We start from the raw sequence: 18,115 nt of genomic DNA, 5'->3' as shown, positions 1-18,115 counted from the left end.
TAACGAGGGGGAACGGTGTCGTTCGAGCAGGAGTGGGCCCAACAGAAGCAGGCCACGGCCGGCGACCCGTCGCCGCAGATGCGGTTGAACCAGCTCCCCGGCGACCTGGGCGGCTCCCCGGCGCCCGGCGCCGGCGCCGGGTACGGGGTGCTGGCCACCGTCCCGCCCGAGAAGAAGAAGGCGGCCAACACCATCGAGAACGTCCTGCAGCCCGGCACCACGAAGGCGGCGGACGCGGCCGACGAGCCCAACAAGAGCGCGGTCAAGGCCTTCAGCGGCTGGGACACGGCGGCAGGCCTGTCGAAGGCGCACACGCACTGGGACGACCAGGTGAAGCGCCTGATGGCACGGCTGAACTCGGAGAAGACGGGCCTGCGTGGGGCTTCGACGCTCCTGTCGGGAACCGATCAGCTGACGGGCAGCGGATTCCAGCCGGTGCAGTCCAAGGTCACCGGACTCCACTGAAGGCCACAGGGCTCTACCAAGGGAAGACATGCCGAACTACGCCGAGGTCATGCAGACGGACCTCTCCGCGCTCACCACCGCCGCCGACGGCTGGAAAGCCATGGCGACGCAGCTCAAGACCATGGAGGACGTCTACAAGGACGAGGTCCAGAGCATCTCCTCGGGCAACGGCTGGCTGGGCTCCAGCCAGCAGGCCGCCGCCACCCAGTCCGCCATGACGCGCCAGGAGTACGGAGCCGCGCAGAAGGAGGCCCTGGCCATGGAGTCGCTGCTCCGTGACGCCCACGCCCGGTTCACGGACCTCAAGGCCCGCGTGGTGTCGGCCGTGGCGGACGCCAAGACCGCCGGCATGAAGGTCTCGGACGCCGGCATAGCGAGCTACGACTACTCCAAGGCCGATCCGGCCTCCGTGAACGCGATCCGTCACGACCCCGACCTCCCCGGGATCGAGCAGTCCTGGACAAGCAAGATCTCGGACACGGTCAAGGCGGTGACGGAGTTCGACGAGGACGTCAAGGTCGCTCTGCTGAACGCGTCGGGCGCGGACGGCACGGCGATGTTCGGCTTCAACTCCAAGCCCGTCAACGATGTCGAGGCCGTGGAGGCGCTGGCCCTCACCCAGAAGATCCGTGACGGCAAGGCTTCTGACCAGGAGCTGAACCACTACAACGACCTCCTCAAGCAGAACTCCGGGGACAAGCACTTCAGCGAGGCGTACCTGAACTCGCTGGGGGCGAAGGACACCCTGCAACTCGCGGACCAGATGAACCTGGCGTCCAACGAGCGCGGCGCGTCGGCGGCCGAGAAGAAGCTCTACGAGTCGATCAATTCCGGCCTCGCGGGAACGATCGCCTCGGGCACCAAGGACCCGGGCAGCTACGCGTACAAGCCGTTCGTCGACGGACTCAAGGAACTGGGCCCGGAACTCGTCGCCAAGGGCGCGAGGCCGACGTACGGGTACCAGGCCCTCGTGACCCTCATGGGGAACGGCAACGGCTACGGCAAGCAGTTCCTCAACGACATCGGCAACGGCATCATCGACGCCGAGAAGTCGAAGCCGTACATGTACAACCACGCCTATGACGCGGCCCGCCCGAACCTGGTCTACGACCCGTTGGACGGTCTGCTGCACATCATGGCCAAGGACCCGGCTTCGGCCGAGTACTTCCTCGACCCCGCCGCACCTGGCAACAAGAACGACCACCTCGACTACCTGCTCACCGATCGGGAGTGGCAGGACGAGTGGCTCTCCGGTGGATACGGCAACATGAAGATGGAGAACCCGGACAAGGCGGGCGGCCTGGGTGCCGCGATCCAGGCCGCGGCCACCGGTCACGTGGACGGCGAGAAGCTGGGCCCGCCCGGCCCGCACACCGAGGGCCAGGCGCGGGTGATGCACAACGCCATCCGTTTCCTCGACGACGAGATGGGCGGGGACGAGTTCCCGGACCACCTGCAGAACCTCCAACAGCCGATGGCGAAGGCGCTGGTCGACTACGTCGGCGACACCCACGAGATCCTCGGCGGCCAGAACTCCGACCTGGGTGGCGTCGGTGGCAGCGACGCGATCCACGGATCGGGCGACAAGGCCCAGATCGCGGTGGGCCAGGGCAGCCTGATCCGCGTGATGCGCGGCATCGCCGACGACGGCCCGTCCTACGCCCTGCTGGTCGAGGCGGAGCAGGCCTACTCGGCCGAGCAGCTCGCGACCGCCGCCCCGTTCAAGGCCGACTCCCCGCACGCGGTGAGCGCCGACTGGGACAACCGCGCACACGACATCGGGGTGGCCAACGGCGCCCTCAACGGCATCGGGGCCGACGTCTACAAGGACAAGGAAGACGACAAGGTCAAGTGGGCGGAAGGCACCGCTGAGTACTCGGCTGCCGCGGGGAACGCGCTGATCGGCGAGATCCCGGTCGTGAGCACGATCGGAGGCTCGTTGATCGACGTGGCCAAGTACGACTGGGTCGAAAGCGTCAAGGACGCGGCCGAGGAGCAGAGCAAGCAGGACTCCAGCAACAACTACCAGGCGGGTGTCGAGGGGACCCACAAGTTGCTCGATGCGTGGAGGGATGAGCGGCACCTGGCCGGCGACCCCGCGTTCGAGCACGCCAAGGACGGGGCGGGCGACGGGTACACCACGGGGCGGGAGGCTGCCCGTGCGCACCTGCGCCCGTAACGTCCTCAAGGCATCCGTGCGATCGGCGACCGCCGTGCTCTCCGTGGTGCTGCTGGCTTCGTGCACCTCGGGCGGGTCCGAGGCGAAGATCGAGCACCTGTGCACCGTGACCCCTGCCTCGGAGGAGGACGTCCTCCTCCGAGGGATCCTCCGCGCGGATGGCTTCACGACCGATATCAACAACCGCACGAGCCGTGTGGTGGAGGGGCTGGAGAGGGATCTGCGGAAGATCGATCCGGCGAAGCAGACGCTTTCGACCTCCATGTGTGCGTACCAGCCGACTGCTCAGGAAGGATCCGAGCGCGCGAGGTTCGAGTTCGGGTGGGTGCCGCGCACCTCGAAGGACGCAGAGCCTTCGCTGTCCGACGGAGGCCGGTTCGAGGTGAACGGCGCCTTCGGCGAGAGCAACTCCTTCCTCACGAAGCTGCTCGTCCGGTGCGACATGCCCGGCGACCTCGCCGAGCCGTCGGAGTCGGCCTGGCTGTACGCGAAGGCTTCGTACACGGTCAACACCGGGCGGACGGACATCGACCAGGCGGCGAAGGACCGGCAGACCGCCCTCGCCTACCTCATGACCCGCCGCGTCACCGACGCGCTCGGCTGCGAGAACAAGCCGCTGGAGAAGCCGCCCGTGGTGAAGCCGCTCCCCACCCCCTGACCGGGGTCGCGTGTGCCGAGGGTGACCCGGCGGTCAGCGGTCAGTCACCGGGGCGCCCGTCCGTGGCCTCGTCCGCGTCCTCGTAGGTGTGGAGGAGGAGGCTGACCACGGCCACACCCAGCGCCGTCCCCAGCCGGGCCCACGAGTTCTCGGTCAGCAGGCCGACGATCTTCGTCGCGAGCAGCGCGATGAGGAACGCGGTCACGTAGGGGGCGACGCTGCGGACGGTCCGCTGCATGAAGCCGGTGCCGGTGCCGGTGCCGGTGCCGGTCGGGTGTTCGTGGTGAGTGGACATGGTCCTCGTTCCCTTCGCTGCGCCACCGCGATCGGCGGGCGGCCGACTTCCAGCATCCGCAGCCACCCCCGTCCCTCACAGATCCGGGAAGTCGTGTCTTGACAAGGGCCGGCTCCCCTCCCCACCCCGGTCGGACCCGTTCCGCGCGCCCCTGCCGTACGGCAGTGCGATTGTTGCGGCGGGATGAAATCCGCCGGTCGGAGCGTTGGCGCTTCCGGCAGGACAGGACGAACGGGGAGGCCTCACGTGGCGGCGGCAGAGACAGCGGCTGGGGAGAAACAGGGCTGGGGCAGGCGGCTGGCGGCCTACACCTGGCGGTACAGGACCAATGTGCTGCTCGCGCTCGGCTCCTCGCTGGCCGGTATGGCCGTCATGGCGGTCGTGCCGCTGGTCACCAAGGTGATCATCGATGACGTCATCGGGGACCGGACCAAGCCCATGGCCCCCTGGGCCGGGATGCTCATAGCCGCGGCCCTCCTCGTGTACGTGATGACCTACATACGCAGGTACTACGGCGGGCGCCTCGCCCTCGACGTACAGCACGACCTGCGCACCGACATGTACGCCACGATCGCCCGCCTCGACGGACGGCGGCAGGACGAGCTGAACACCGGCCAGGTCGTCGGCCGGGCCACCAGCGACCTCCAGCTGATCCAGGGCCTGCTCTTCATGCTGCCCATGACGATCGGGAACTTCCTGCTCTTCGGGATATCCCTCGGGATCATGCTCTGGCTCTCGCCGCTGCTGACCCTCGTCGCCCTGCTCATGGCCCCCGCGCTGTGGTTCATAGCCAAGCGCAGCCGCAAGAAGCTCTTCCCCGCCACCTGGTGGGCCCAGGGCCAGGCCGCCGCCGTCGCGACGGTCGTCGACGGGGCCGTGACCGGCGTCCGCGTCGTCAAGGGCTTCGGCCAGGAGGCGCAGGAGACCGGCAAGCTGCGCGAGGCCGGCCGCCGGTTGTTCGCCGGCCGGATGCGGACCATCCGGCTGAACTCGCGCTACACCCCCGCCCTCCAGGCCGTCCCCGCGCTCGCCCAGGTCGCCATGCTGGCCCTCGGCGGCTGGATGGCCACCAACGGCCAGGTCACCCTCGGTACCTTCGTCGCCTTCTCCACCTACCTCGCCCAGCTCGTCGGACCCGTCCGCATGCTCGCCATGGTCCTCACCGTCGGACAGCAGGCCCGGGCCGGCGTGGAGCGCGTGTTCGAGCTCATCGACACCGAGCCCGAGATCCAGGAGGGCACCCACGAGCTGCCCGCCGACGCGCCCGCCACCGTCGAGTTCGACGACGTCCGCTTCGGCTACGACCCCGAGCGGCCGGTCCTCGACGGGTTCTCGCTCTCCGTGGCCCAGGGCGAGACCGTCGCCGTCGTCGGCTCCTCGGGCAGCGGCAAGTCCACCGTCGCGCTCCTGCTGCCCCGGTTCTACGACGCCGACGGCGGCGCCGTCCGCGTCGGCGGCCACGACGTCCGCGAGCTGACGTACGACTCCCTGCGCGGCGCGATCGGCCTGGTCCCCGAGGACTCCTTCCTCTTCTCCGACACCATCCGCGCCAACATCGCCTACGGGCATCCCGAAGCCACCGAGGAGCAGATCGAGGCCGCCGCCCGCGCCGCCCAGGCCGAAGGGTTCATCCAGGCCCTGCCCGCCGGGTACGACACCAAGGTCGGCGAGCAGGGGCTCACCCTGTCCGGCGGTCAGCGCCAGCGCATCGCCCTCGCCCGCGCCATCCTCACCGACCCCCGGCTGCTGCTCCTGGACGACGCCACCTCCGCCGTCGACGCCCGCGTCGAGCACGAGATCCACGAGGCCCTGCGCTCCGTCATGGCCGGCCGGACCACCCTGCTGATCGCCCACCGCCGCTCCACGCTCGCGCTGGCCGACCGGATCGCCGTACTCGACCGCGGGCGGCTCGCCGACATCGGGACGCACGAGCAGCTGGAGAGCCGGTCCGCGCTCTACCGCAGGCTGCTCACCGACCCGGACGCCCTCGGTGCCGCCTCGCCGCGGACCCCGGACGCCCGGGTGATGACCGAGTTCGAGCGCGAACTCGACCGGGACCTGGAACGCGGCATCGAGCTGGAAGCCGAGATCGACTCGGAGCCCGTCAACGCCAAGCGGCGGGTCGCCGGCGGGATCACCCCCGAGCTCTGGCGCCGCCAGGAGGACGCCGAGGGCGCCGGCACCGCCGTCCCCGGAGCGGCCCCCGCCGCGGGCGGGGCACCCGGAGCCGGGCACTCCATGGCCGGGTCCGTCGCCGGGATGCCCGCCACCCCCGAACTGCTCGCGCAGGTGGCCGCGCTGCCCCCCGCCGACGACCTGCCCGAGGTGGACGAGACCCGCGCCGCGGCCGCCGAGGAGAGCTACGGCCTGCGCCGCCTGCTCCACGGGTTCTGGGCGCCGCTGGCCATCAGCCTCGGCCTCGTCGCCGCGGACGCGGGGGCCGGGCTGCTGCTGCCGATCCTGATCCGACACGGCATCGATCAGGGCGTGGAGCAGGCCGTGCTCGGCGCCGTCTGGGTGGCCGCCGGGCTCGCACTGGCCGTCGTCGTCGCGCAGTGGGCCGCGCAGTTCGCCGAGACCCGTATGACGGGCCGTACCGGCGAGCGCGTGCTGTACGCCCTGCGCGTCAAGATCTTCGCCCAGCTCCAGCGCCTCGGCCTCGACTACTACGAGCGCGAACTGACCGGCAAGATCATGACCCGGATGACCACCGACGTGGACTCGCTGAGTTCCTTCCTGCAGACCGGGCTCGTCACCGCCGTCGTCTCCGTGTTCACCTTCTTCGGCATCCTGATCGCGCTGCTCGTCCTCGACGTCGAGCTCGCGCTGATCGTCTTCGCGACCCTGCCGATCCTGGTGGTCGGCACGATCGTGTTCCGCCGCAGGTCCGTCGCCGCCTACGAGCTCGCCCGCGACCGGGTCAGCCTGGTCAACGCCGACCTCCAGGAGTCCGTCTCGGGCCTGCGCATCGTCCAGGCCTTCCGCCGCGAGGGCTCGGGCGCCAAGCGCTTCGCCGAGCGCAGCCACTCGTACCGCGAGGCCCGGGTCCGCGGCCAGTGGCTGATATCCGTCTACTTCCCCTTCGTGCAGCTGCTGTCCTCGGGCGCCGCGGCCGCCGTGCTCATCGTGGGCGCGGGCCGGGTGGAGGCCGGCACGCTCACCACCGGCGCGCTGGTCGCGTACCTGCTGTACATCGACCTGTTCTTCGCGCCCGTCCAGCAGCTCTCCCAGGTCTTCGACGGCTACCAGCAGGCCACGGTCGCCCTCGGCCGTATCCAGGGGCTGCTGCGCGAGCCCACCACCACCCCGCTGCCCGAGCGGCCGCGCGCGGTGGAATCGCTCGGCGGGGAGATCGCCTTCGAGAACGTCCGCTTCCAGTACGGAACGGCCGAGGAGCGGGGCGAGAAGGGCGAGGCCCTGGCCGGAATCAGCCTGCGGATCCCCGCGGGGCAGACCGTCGCCTTCGTGGGCGAGACCGGAGCCGGGAAGTCCACTCTGGTCAAGATGGTGGCCCGGTTCTACGATCCGACCTCCGGCCGGGTCACCGCCGACGGGGCGGACATACGTGAGTTGGACCTGACGGCGTACCGCCACCGGCTGGGCGTCGTCCCCCAGGAGGCCTACCTCTTCCCGGGGACCGTCCGTGACGCCATCGCCTACGGTCACCCCGGGGCGAGCGACGCCGAGGTGGAGGCCGCCGCCCGCGCGGTCGGCGCCCACGACATGATCGCCACCCTCGACGGCGGCTACCTGCACACCGTCGCCGAGCGCGGCCGCAACCTCTCCGCGGGCCAGCGCCAGCTGATCGCCCTGGCCCGGGCCGAGCTCGTCGACCCGGACGTACTGCTGCTCGACGAGGCCACCGCCGCCCTCGACCTGGCCACCGAGGCCCAGGTCAACCAGGCCACCGACCGGCTCGCCGGCAAGCGCACCACCTTGGTGGTCGCGCACCGCCTGACCACCGCGGCGCGCGCCGACCGGGTCGTGGTCATGGACCGCGGCCGGGTGATCGAGGACGGCACCCACGCCGAACTCCTGGCGCGCGGCGGCCGGTACGCCGAGCTGTGGCGCACCTTCGTCGGTGAGGACGAGCGCGCCGCGGCCTGAGCCTCCGGCCGGCCAGCCGGCTCGCCCGACCGAGCCGCCCGACCTGCCCGAGCCGCCCGACCCTCCTGAGGTCGCCCCGGGATCAGAACTCGCCGAACAGCAGGTTCCCCGGGGCGTCCTCGTCGGTGCCGGTGTAGTACTCGCGTACCGCGTCGAGCAGTTCGTCGACGGTCAGGCAGCCGTCCCCGTTCGCGTCGATGCGGTGGAACAGCGCCTCCGTGTCGGCGGGGCTCAGCCGGGTGTCGAAGGCTTCCTGCGCGCGGTGGAACTCCTGCGGGCTGATGAGTCCGTCGCCGTCGGTGTCGACGATCGTCAGGATCGCCCGCATCATCGGCCGGAACGAGCGGTCGTAGGCGGGCCCGCCCTGCGCGTACAGGCGGGTCATGCCCTGCTTGTACTCCTCCGGTGTGACCTTGCCGTCCCGGTCGATGTCCAGCTCGGTGAACAGGTCCTGCCAGAAGTCGGCCAGCCCGCCCATCACCAGCTCCGCCTTGGGCGAGCCGGCCGGCTCCGCGAGGGCGGTCAGCAGCCGGGAGCCGAGCGCGATGATGTCGTCGGCGTCGATCACGCCGCTCCGGTCGGCGTCCAGGTGCGTGAAGGCGCGGGCGAGCTTGCGGTCGAGCAGGTCGTTGGTCATCTGAGGGCCTTTCACGGCCGCAGCAGGGCTGCGGTGACGGCGAGCGGGGTATGGGTCACCTAGCGTAATCGCCCTCCCGGGTGCGAACTTCCGCTCGCCCAGGGGGAGGTGACGGATGCACCCGTACGAGGGAAGGTCGCCGCCGGGGGTGGGGCGGGCCCTTGCGCGCGGCAACCATCCGGGGGGTTCGGGCGTCGTACGTGCGTGCGTTCGCTGTGCGTACGACCGATCGGGGGGCAAGGTGTTGCAGGGATGGAGGAGGCGTGGCCGCCGGGTCCCGCCCCTGGGGGTTTTCGCGGTGGCGCTGTGGCTGTGCGTGGGAGGGCTGTTCACGCCGTCGGCGGCGCAGGCCGCGACCGAGGGCTGCGGGGGTCGGCTGACCCGGACGGTGGCGTTCGAGACGGGTGAGGTGCGGGTCTACAAGAGCCGCAACCAGGCCTGCGCGATGACCGTGGCGCGGGTCTCCGGTGAGCGGCGCCGGATGGCGGTGAGCATCCAGCCGCGTGGCGGAGTCCCGGTGCGCGAGGCCGGGCGATTCACGCGGTACGCCGGGCCCGTCACCGTGGGCGCGATCAACCGCTGTGTGTATGTAAGGGGGAGCGTGGGGGCCGGATCCGCGGATTCCGGCTGGATCCTGTGCTGACGGACCGGCCCAACTAGGTCTGTTCAGGCGAGCGTTGGCCCGGCTAGGTTCACGGCGACCGAAGTGAACTCAAGGGGAGGGTGAATGCGCAAGACGCTCGGATGGCTGCTGTCGCTCGTGGTGCTCATCGGCACCATGGGGGCGGCCGGCTCCACGGCGCAAGCGGCCACAGCCGCGCAGCCCGCGGCCGCCACGGACATCAAGGACCAGATCCTCGGCATTCCCGGGATGAGCCTGATCGAGGAGAAGCCGTACCCCGGCTACCGCTTCTTCGTATTGAACTACGAGCAGCCGGTGGACCATCGGCAGCCGTGGAAGGGCACCTTCAAGCAGCGCCTGACCCTGTTGCACAAGGACGTCTCGCGGCCGTCGGTGTTCTTCACCTCCGGCTACAACGTCAGCACCAGCCCGCGCCGGAGTGAGCCGACGACCATCGTCGACGGCAACCAGGTGTCCCTGGAGTATCGATTCTTCACGCCGTCCCGGCCCGACCCGGCCAACTGGTCGAACCTGGACATCTGGCAGGCCGCCAGCGACCAGCACCGCATCTTCACCGCGCTGAAGAAGATCTACAAGAAGAACTGGCTGGCCACGGGCGGCAGCAAGGGCGGTATGACGGCGACGTACTACGAGCGCTTCTACCCGCGCGACATGGACGGTGTCGTCGCGTACGTCGCGCCCAACGACGTGGTCAACGACGAGGACTCGGCCTACGACCGGTTCTTCGCCAAGGTCGGCACCAAGGAGTGCCGCGACAAGCTGAACGCGGTCCAGCGCGAGGCACTCGTGCGCCGTGAGCCGCTGGAGGCCAAGTACGCGGTCGCCGCCGCCGAGAACGGCTGGACCTTCACCACCGTCGGCGACCTCGACAAGGCCTACGAGGCCGTCGTGCTCGACTACGTGTGGGCCTTCTGGCAGTACAGCCTGCTCGCCGACTGCGCCTCGATCCCGGCCGCCGCCACCGCGAGCGACCAGCAGATCTGGGACTCGATCGACGCGATCTCGGGCTTCTCGGCCTACGCCGACCAGGGACTGGAGACGTACACGCCGTACTACTACCAGGCGGGTACGCAGCTCGGCTCCCCGGACATCAAGCTGCCGCACCTGAAGGGCCTGAGCCGCTACGGCTACCAGCCGCCGCGCAACTTCGTGCCCCGCGACATCCCCATGACCTTCCAGCCGGGGGTGATGGCGGACGTGGACAGGTGGGTGCGCGACAACGCCCACCAGATGCTCTTCGTGTACGGGCAGAACGACCCGTGGGGCGCCGAGCCGTTCCGTCTCGGCTACGGGGTGCGCGACAGCTACGTGATGATCGCGCCGGGCGCCAACCACGGGGCGAACGTCGCCAAGCTGATGGACGGCGAGAAGGCCCTGGCCACCGCGAAGATCCTCCAGTGGGCGGGGGTGGCTCCGGCCGCCGCGCTCGCCGACGCGGGCAAGGCGGCGCCGCTCGCGGCGCCGGACGCGCAGCTCGACCAGCGTGACCTGGAGCGCGAGCCGCAGCTGCGGCCGTAACCGGGAAGCCGGAACCGACCGGACCGACGGGCCACGCGGGCCACGTGGGCCGCCACCCGGTCGCCCCGCGGGTCGCCCCGCGGGCCTCCGGGCCGCGGGCCGGCGCCTGAGCGATCAGTGCGCCGTCCCGTGGCCCAGCGGGTAGCGGCCCGGGACCGGAACCGGGAGGCGCCCGACGGGCCGCAGCCCCCCGGTGAGCACGCGGGCCGCCGCCCGCATCTCCACGTCCGTCCAGGAGTACGTCGCCAGCTCCGCCGCGCAGGTCGGCAGCCGGGCCGGGTCGTACGGGTTGCGGACGGCCAGGGTGACGACCGGGACGCCGGTCGCGATCAGGTCCGCCACCAGCGTGCGCTGCGGACTCTCGCCCTCCGGGACGTTGTACGTGCACACCAGCACGGCCGCGTGACCGGCAGCGGCGGCCACCGCACGGCCCGGCGGCACCGCCGTGGCCCGGCAGCCCAGGGTGGTCAGCTCCCGCGCCAGTACGGCCGTAGGGGGGCCGGTGGTACCCGTGGGGGAGACCGGGTCCGCCCCGGTGACCAGCAGGCGTGGCCCGGCCGTCGCGTCGAACGGCACCAGGCCGCGCGGGTTGGCCAGCAGGGTCGTCGTGGCACCCGCGATGGTGTCGGCGGCGTCGAGATGCTCCCGCGCTCCCACGACGGCGTCCACCTCCCGGCCCGTGGTGTACGCCTCGTCGAACAGGCCCCGGCGGGCCTTCAGTTCCAGGATCCGCAGCACCGACTCCTCGATGCGCGCCTCCGTCAGCTCGCCTGACTCGACCGCCGCCCGCACGCTGCGCTGCGCGAGCGCCAGGTCCGGCGCGTTCAGCAACTGGTCGCAGCCCGCCAGCAGGGCCAGGACCGGCACGCGGTCGTTCCCGTACTTCTGGCGGACCCCGGCCATGTCCAGGGCGTCGGTGACCACCACCCCCTCGAAACCGAGGCGTTCGCGCAGCAGCCCGGTGACGATCGGCCGCGAGAGGGTCGCCGGGTCCCCCGAGGGATCGAGCGCGGGGAAGACGATGTGCGCCGTCATGATGGCGTCCACGCCCGCCTCCACCGCGGCCCGGAAGGGCGGCTCGTCCAGCTCCTCCCAGGCGGCCCGGGTGTGCCGCATCACCGGCAGTCCGACATGGCTGTCGGTCTCCGTGTCCCCGTGGCCCGGGAAGTGCTTGGCGGTGGCGGCGACCCCGGCCCCCTGGTAGCCGCGGACCTGGGCGGCGACCAGCTCGGCCACGGCCCGCGGGTCGGAGCCGAAGGACCGTACGCCGATCACCGGATTGGCCGGATTGACGTTCACGTCGGCCACCGGGGCGTAGTCCTGCCGGATCCCCATGGCGGCCAGCTCGGAGCCCGCGATGTGCGCGGCCCGCCGGGCGTGGGCGGTGGAGCCGGCCGCGCCGAGCGCCATCGCCCCCGGGAGGAGGGTCGCGGGCTTGCCGATCCGGGCGACGGCGCCGTGCTCCTGGTCGGTGGAGAGCAGCAGGGGGATCCGGGCGGCGGTGGTCAGGGCGGCCTGCTGGAGGCCGACCGAGAGCGCGGCGATCTGCCGCGGGTCGCGGGTGTTGTGGGCCCAGGCGAAGTAGATGACCCCGCCGAGGTGGTAGCGCGAGACCAGCTCGGCGGCGGTGCGCACGCCGAACGCGGCCAGGTTCTGCTCGGCGTCCGCCGGATCGGGATCGGTCGCCGAATGCCCGTAGGCCCGGGAGACGAAGAGCTGCCCGATCTTCTCGTCGAGGCTCATCCGGTCCATGAGGGCGCGCAGCCGCGCCCGCCCGGGGCGGCGGCTCGGGGGCCGCGCGTCGTCGGGAGTGTCGTGGGGGCGGGGGCCCACCGCGGCGGAAGCCGCCCCGGCGGCCGTGACGGCGGCCATGGCGGCCGCGGCGAGCAGATTCCGGCGCGAGGCGTGGTACGGCACGCGCCGGACCCTACTGCCGGGGTACGCCCGGGGGGTGACGGACACTCGGAAGGTCCCCCGGAAGGGGCCCCTGGGCTTCCTGGCGGTCCGTCCAGTGCTCCCGCAGACTCCGTACGGCCTCGGTGATCGCGGGGCGGCGAGCCGCACCCGTCCGCCACAGGGCGTACAACCGGCGTACGGGGCCCGGCTCCAGCGGTACGGTCACGGCCCCCGGCGGCAGCGCGCCGGTGCCCAGGCGGGGCACGACGGCCACCCCGAGCCCGGCCGCCACCAGTGCGACGATGGTGTGGTTCTCCTCCGCGACGTGCGCGATGTCGGGCTCGAACCCGGCGGCGCGCAGGGTCCGTACCAGCCAGTCGTGGCAGACCCGGCCGGGCGGCTGGCAGACCCAGCGCTCGCCACCGAGGTCCGAGCGCCGGATGACCCGGCGCGTGGTGAAGGGGTGCCCGGCGGGCACCACCAGGTCGCAGAGGTCGTCCCCGATCACCGCCTGCTCGATCCCCTCCGGCGCGGGCAGCGGGGCGATGTCCCAGTCGTGGGCGACCGCCAGATCGGTGACGCCCCGAGCCACCAGTTCCACGGACAGGTGCGGGTCCACCTCCGTGAGCCGGACGTCCAGCGCCGGATGCCGGTGGGCCAGATCGGCCAGCACCTGGGGGAGCAGTCCGCGTGCCGCCGAGGCGAACGCGGCCACCGTCAGCAACCCGCTGGGCTGTCCGCGCCGCTCCTCCAAGGTGGTCTCGGTGCGCTCCACGATCGCCAGCAACTCCTGGGCGGCGTCGGCCAGATGGCGGGCCTCCTCGGTGAGCGCGACGCCGCGCCCCCGTCGCTCCAGGAGGGTGGTGCGGGTCTCCCGTTCCAGTTTGGAGATCTGCTGGGAGACCGCCGAGGGGGTGTAGCCGAGGGCGGCCGCCGCACCGGCCACCGAGCCGTGGACGGAGACGGCGTGCAGGGCGCGGAGCCGGGCGAGATCGAGCATGCCTCCATCGTGGCACCACGGATATCCGTAAGCAACGCTTCATCCATCACTGAAGACATCCGAGCTGGTGCTACATGGTCAGGCGGTCGATGCTCGAAGCATGCGTCCCGTACACACCGCCCTCGCCGTGCTCGTCGCGGCCGTCTGGGGCTTCAACTTCGTGGTCATCGAGATCGGCCTCGACCACTTCCCGCCCCTGCTGCTGTCCGCCCTGCGCTTCCTCGTCGCCGCCCTGCCCGCCGTCTTCTTCGTCGGCCGGCCCAAGGCCGCCTGGAAGTGGATCGTCGGCGTCGGGATCGCCCTCGGCGTGGCCAAGTTCGGCCTGCTCTTCACCGGCATGGACGCCGGGATGCCCGCCGGGCTGTCCTCGCTCGTGCTGCAGATCCAGTCCGTCTTCACCGCCGTCCTCGCCGCCGTCCTGCTGCGCGAGCGGCCGGGCCGGGTGCGGGTGCTCGGGATGGCCGTCGCCCTGGCCGGGATCGCGGTCGCCGCGGTGGACGGCGGGACCTCCGGGCCGGTGCTCGGCTTCACGCTGGTCGTGGCGGCCGCCGCCTGCTGGGGCGTGTCCAACGTCCTGACCCGCAAGGCCGCCCCGCCCGACGCCCTGAACTTCATGGTGTGGGTGTGCACGGTCCCGGTCCTGCCGCTGCTCGCGCTCTCGCTGCTGCTGGAGGGCCCCGAGCGGGACCTGGCCGCGCTGCGGGCCCTGGACCGGTCGGGGGTGGCCGTCATCGGCTACGTCGCCTGGGTGTCCACCGTCTTCGGCTTCGCCGCCTGGAGCTACCTGCTGCGCCGTTACCCGGCTTCCGCGGTGGCCCCGTTCTCGCTGCTGGTCCCGGTCTTCGGGATGTCCTCGGCGGCCCTGGTCCTCGGGGAGTCCGTGTCGGGGCTGCGCTGGCTGGCGGCCGTACTGCTGGTGGGCGGGGTGGCGCTGACCTCGTTGGCCCCCGCGCGGGCGTCGAACCGTACGGGGGTCGGTTCGGGCGTCAGCGCGGGGAGCGCTCCCGCAGCGGCAGCCGCCAGTCCTGTCCCGTCAGGCTCGCTCCGTACGAGCGGTGCGGCCGCTCCGCGATCAGGGTGAACCCGGCCTTCAGGTAGAGCTCGCGGGCGTCGGTCAGCACGTCGTTGGTCCACAGCACCAGCTCGCGGTAGCCGACCGAGCGGGCGAAGGCCACGACGGTGTCGACCAGCAGGGTGCCGATGCCGCGGCCGCGGCCCTGCGGGTCGACGAGGAGCAGTCGCAGCCGGGCGGTGCCGGGCGCGCCTTCCTCCCGTACGCACATCACCGAGCCGACGGGCCGGCCGTCCAGCTCCGCGATCCACACGCGTTCGAGGTAGGGGTCGTGGTCCTGGGCGAAATCCGCGACGATCCGGGCGACCAGGCCCTCGAAGTCGCTGTTCCAGCCGTACTCGGTGGCGTACAGCGCGCCGTGGCGCTGCACGATCCACCCCAGGTCACCCGGTTCCGGGTCGCGCAGCCGCACGCTCTCAGCCATGGGGCAACTCTAGGCGGAGGGTGCGGTGGTGGGACCCCTGAGGGGCTATTTCCTGCCGGCTACTTCTTGCCACCGCCGAGGATCCCGCCGAGGCCGCCGCCCGCTCCGCCGCCCGGTCCGGCCGCACCGGTGCCCGCCGCCTTGCCGGACGCCCGCTTGGCGAGGACCGCCAGGACGACCGGGATCAGCATCTCGACGACCCGACTGACGGTGGTCGCGGGGATGCCCGTCCGCTTCGAGACGGCGGCGGCCACGGGCTTGCTCAGCTTGGCCAGCACGCCGGCCATCATGCCGCCGCTGAGCAGGCCGCCGAGGCCGCCGAAGCCGGCCACGCCCTCCAGGGGCGGTTCGGCCTCGGACACCTCGGCGAAGGCCTGGCGTACCTCCGCGCCGTCGGCGTCGTCCGCGTCGGCCCTCTGGGTGAGGTCGTCGGCCATGACGCCGAGTGTCTCCGTGACGGCCTCCCGGGCCCCGGAGGTGTCCGTGCCGAGCAGTCCCGCGATCTCGGTCATCCGGTCGTTGCCGAGTTCGCCCAGCACATCGTCCTGGAATGAAGAGTGGCTCATGCCTGAAACGCTACTTCTGTGCCGATTCGCCGGCACCTTGAGTAGGCGTTTGGTAACGGAAACATAAAGCTGTGGCTCGGGGTGCAACCGTGCGGGCGTATCGCGGGTCGTATGGTGCGTCGGTACTTCCGGGGAGGGATCTGGGGGGATCGGGAAGTCCGACACGGGAGGGGTAACCGTGAGGGGGTCCGGCCGCGAGGCGGGACCCCCTTTGCGTTGCCCCGTGGTGCGGTCCGCTTCGCGTTGTCCACAGGACCGGCGCGCTGTCGGCGCCGGCCGGTAGTTTCAGCTCATGGCAGCAACAGAGGGGGCCCCGCGCACGGTGCAACTGGCGGTGGTCGACGGTGTGCTCGAACGCATCACCTACGCCAACGAGGAGAGCGGGTACACGGTCGCCCGCGTGGACACCGGTCGCGGTGGCGGCGACCTGCTGACGGTGGTCGGCTCGCTGCTGGGCGCGCAGCCCGGCGAGTCCCTGCGCATGGAGGGCCGGTGGGGCTCCCATCCGCAGTACGGCAAGCAGTTCACCGTGGAGAACTACCGGACGGTGCTCCCCGCGACCATCCAGGGCATCCGGCGCTACCTCGGCTCCGGCCTGATCAAGGGCATCGGCCCGAAGATCGCCGACCGGATCGTGGAGCACTTCGGCACCGACACCCTCGATGTGATCGAGGCCGAGCCGAAGCGGCTGATCGAGGTACCAGGGCTCGGCCCCAAGCGGACGAAGCTGATCGGCGCCGCCTGGGAGGAGCAGAAGGCCATCAAGGAGGTCATGGTCTTCCTCCAGGGCGTCGGCGTCTCCACCTCCATCGCCGTGCGCATCTACAAGAAGTACGCCGACGCCTCCATCTCCGTGGTGAAGAACCAGCCCTACCGGCTCGCCGCGGACGTGTGGGGCATCGGCTTCCTCACCGCCGACCGCATCGCCCAGGCCGTCGGCATCCCGCACGACAGTCCCGAGCGGGTCAAGGCCGGCCTCCAGTACGCCCTGTCCCAGTCCACCGACCAGGGGCACTGCTTCCTCCCCGAGGACCGGCTCATCGCCGACGGGGTCAAGCTGCTCCAGGTGGACACCGGGCTGGTGATCGACTGCCTGGCCGAGCTCGCCGCCGATCCGGAGGGGGTCGTACGGGAGCCCGTACCGGATCCGCAGGGCGGGCCGGACCCGCTGACCGCCGTGTACCTGGTGCCCTTCCACCGGGCCGAGCTGTCCCTGGTGGGGCAGGTACGCCGGCTGCTGCACGCCGAGAACGACCGGATGCCGGGCTTCCAGGACGTGGACTGGGAGAAGGCCCTGGGCTGGCTCGCCGGGCGGACGGGGGCCACGCTCGCCCCCGAGCAGCGGGACGCGGTCAAGCTGGCGCTGACCCGCCGGGTCGCCGTCCTCACGGGCGGACCGGGCTGCGGCAAGTCCTTCACCGTGCGCTCCATCGTGGAGCTGGCCCGGGCGAAGAAGGCCAAGGTGGTGCTGGCCGCACCCACCGGCCGGGCGGCGAAGCGGCTGGCCGAGCTCACCGGGGCCGAGGCCTCAACGGTGCACCGGCTGCTGGAGCTCAAGCCGGGTGGGGACGCGGCGTACGACCGGGAGCGGCCGCTGGACGCGGACCTGGTCGTGGTGGACGAGGCCTCGATGCTGGACCTGCTGCTGGCCAACAAGCTGGTCAAGGCGGTGGCGCCGGGGGCGCACCTGCTGCTGGTCGGCGATGTGGACCAGCTGCCCTCGGTCGGCGCCGGGGAGGTGCTGCGGGACCTGCTGGCCGAGAACGGCCCGGTGCCCGCGGTGCGCCTGACCCGGATCTTCCGGCAGGCCCAGCAGTCCGGCGTGGTCACCAACGCCCACCGGATCAACACCGGGTTGCCGCCGATCACCGACGGGCTGCCGGACTTCTTCCTCTTCCCGGAGGAGGACACCGAGGCGGCCGGGGTGCTCGCCGTGGACGTGGCGGCCCGAAGGATCCCGGCCAGATTCGGGCTCGACCCGCGGCGGGACGTCCAGGTGCTCGCCCCGATGCACCGCGGCCCGGCCGGCGCCGGGAACCTCAACGGACTGCTCCAACAGGCGATGACCCCGGCCCGGCCCGACCTCCCGGAGAAGAGGTTCGGCGGCCGGGTCTTCCGGGTGGGCGACAAGGTGACCCAGATCCGCAACAACTACGAGAAGGGCGCCAACGGTGTCTTCAACGGCACGGTCGGTGTGGTCACCGGCCTGGACGTGGACGAACAGCGCCTGACGGTACGGACGGAGGAGGATGAGGAGATCGTGTACGAATTCGGTGAGCTCGACGAGCTGGCCCACGCGTACGCCGTCACCATTCACCGTTCACAAGGGAGTGAATATCCGGCGGTGGTGATCCCCGTCACCACCGGAGCCTGGATGATGCTCCAGCGCAACTTGCTCTACACGGCGGTGACCAGGGCGAAGAAACTGGTCGTCCTCGTCGGGTCCCGCAAGGCCCTCGGCCAGGCGGTGCGTACCGTTTCCGCAGGCAGGAGGTACACGGCGGTCGCCGCGAGGCTGTCCGGCCGGATACCGGTGGGAAACATCACCTAGATGATCGATCATTTGGGGTTCCGGCACCGGTGCGGAGGGGGCAGGATGAGTAGCTTCACGGCACTGAGTGCCGTCGAAAGCACCAAAGGCCGACCCCGAGTGCA

13 protein-coding genes and 1 pseudogene are annotated in these 18,115 nt (G+C 71.5%); 8 read left to right on the top strand and 6 right to left on the bottom strand.

The window, feature by feature from the left end; genetic code table 11:
* Nucleotides 1–15 precede the first annotated feature (15 nt).
* The 3 genes from ACGFYY_RS11565 to ACGFYY_RS11555 are packed head-to-tail and all read left to right on the top strand — an operon-like array spanning nt 16 to nt 3,302.
* On the top strand, nt 16–465 hold the full coding sequence (locus tag ACGFYY_RS11565) for a hypothetical protein (RefSeq protein WP_393708453.1): 450 nt from the start codon (nt 16–18) through the stop codon (nt 463–465).
* A gap of 28 nt (nt 466–493) precedes the next feature.
* Nucleotides 494–2,644 carry a hypothetical protein gene (locus ACGFYY_RS11560; RefSeq protein WP_393708451.1) on the top strand — a complete coding sequence of 717 codons (2,151 nt, stop codon included), beginning with the start codon at nt 494–496 and terminating at the stop codon, nt 2,642–2,644.
* On the top strand, nt 2,625–3,302 hold the full coding sequence (locus ACGFYY_RS11555; protein WP_393708449.1) for a hypothetical protein: 678 nt from the start codon (nt 2,625–2,627) through the stop codon (nt 3,300–3,302). Before ACGFYY_RS11560 ends, ACGFYY_RS11555 begins: the two co-directional genes overlap by 20 nt.
* A 40-nt stretch (nt 3,303–3,342) precedes the next feature.
* Here the strand turns inward: ACGFYY_RS11555 and ACGFYY_RS11550 are convergent, their stop codons facing one another.
* A complete protein-coding gene (locus tag ACGFYY_RS11550) occupies nt 3,343–3,597 on the bottom strand; it encodes a hypothetical protein (RefSeq protein WP_393708447.1) in 255 nt (84 codons plus the stop codon).
* Between the two features lie 246 nt (nt 3,598–3,843).
* On the opposite strand from ACGFYY_RS11550, the gene ACGFYY_RS11545 reads away from it, so the two are divergent.
* Entirely contained in the window at nt 3,844–7,704 is a 3,861-nt protein-coding gene (locus tag ACGFYY_RS11545; protein ID WP_365279336.1) for an ABC transporter ATP-binding protein, read from the top strand.
* Nucleotides 7,705–7,786: 82 nt separating this feature from the next.
* Here ACGFYY_RS11545 and ACGFYY_RS11540 read toward each other — a convergent pair whose 3' ends face one another.
* Nucleotides 7,787–8,341, bottom strand: a complete 555-nt coding sequence (locus ACGFYY_RS11540) for an EF-hand domain-containing protein (RefSeq protein ID WP_365279338.1) — start codon at nt 8,339–8,341, stop codon at nt 7,787–7,789.
* Nucleotides 8,342–8,639: 298 nt separating this feature from the next.
* Between ACGFYY_RS11540 and ACGFYY_RS11535 the strand changes: the two genes are divergently transcribed.
* Both ACGFYY_RS11535 and ACGFYY_RS11530 read left to right on the top strand, forming a co-directional pair.
* Entirely contained in the window at nt 8,640–8,984 is a 345-nt protein-coding gene (locus ACGFYY_RS11535) for a hypothetical protein (RefSeq protein WP_393708444.1), read from the top strand.
* Nucleotides 8,985–9,068: 84 nt separating this feature from the next.
* The gene (locus tag ACGFYY_RS11530; protein ID WP_393708442.1) at nt 9,069–10,502 is read left to right on the top strand and encodes a S28 family serine protease; all 1,434 of its coding nucleotides are present in this window, start codon (nt 9,069–9,071) and stop codon (nt 10,500–10,502) included.
* A 114-nt stretch (nt 10,503–10,616) separates the two neighbouring features.
* On the opposite strand, the gene ACGFYY_RS11525 is transcribed toward ACGFYY_RS11530, so the two are convergent.
* Nucleotides 10,617–12,374 (bottom strand): glycoside hydrolase family 3 protein, encoded by a 1,758-nt coding sequence (locus ACGFYY_RS11525; protein WP_393708546.1) that lies wholly within the window; start codon nt 12,372–12,374, stop codon nt 10,617–10,619.
* Nucleotides 12,375–12,429: 55 nt separating this feature from the next.
* Nucleotides 12,430–13,398, bottom strand: coding sequence for a LysR family transcriptional regulator (locus ACGFYY_RS11520; RefSeq protein ID WP_393708439.1), 969 nt, complete (start codon nt 13,396–13,398; stop codon nt 12,430–12,432).
* 100 nt (nt 13,399–13,498) lie between these two features.
* Between ACGFYY_RS11520 and ACGFYY_RS11515 the strand changes: the two genes are divergently transcribed.
* Nucleotides 13,499–14,479, top strand: a complete 981-nt coding sequence (locus ACGFYY_RS11515) for an EamA family transporter (RefSeq protein WP_393708437.1) — start codon at nt 13,499–13,501, stop codon at nt 14,477–14,479.
* Here the strand turns inward: ACGFYY_RS11515 and ACGFYY_RS11510 are convergent.
* Both ACGFYY_RS11510 and ACGFYY_RS11505 read right to left on the bottom strand, forming a co-directional pair.
* Nucleotides 14,385–14,897, bottom strand: a pseudogene (locus tag ACGFYY_RS11510) (GNAT family N-acetyltransferase); the annotation flags it as partial. The gene ACGFYY_RS11515 and the pseudogene ACGFYY_RS11510 sit on opposite strands and share 95 nt — an antisense overlap.
* Before the next feature lie 56 nt (nt 14,898–14,953).
* On the bottom strand, nt 14,954–15,460 hold the full coding sequence (locus tag ACGFYY_RS11505) for a DUF937 domain-containing protein (RefSeq protein WP_393708435.1): 507 nt from the start codon (nt 15,458–15,460) through the stop codon (nt 14,954–14,956).
* A 292-nt stretch (nt 15,461–15,752) separates the two neighbouring features.
* On the opposite strand from ACGFYY_RS11505, the gene ACGFYY_RS11500 reads away from it, so the two are divergent.
* Complete coding sequence (locus ACGFYY_RS11500) at nt 15,753–18,011, top strand: ATP-dependent RecD-like DNA helicase (protein ID WP_393708433.1); 2,259 nt, start codon at nt 15,753–15,755, stop codon at nt 18,009–18,011.
* The last annotated feature ends 104 nt before the right edge of the window (nt 18,012–18,115 follow it).

Source organism: Streptomyces sp. NPDC048331, assembly GCF_043201215.1.
Taxonomy (GTDB): domain Bacteria; phylum Actinomycetota; class Actinomycetes; order Streptomycetales; family Streptomycetaceae; genus Streptomyces.
The sequence above is the reverse complement of the archived record's forward strand: the minus strand, read 5'-3'. Positions and strand labels throughout refer to the sequence as shown.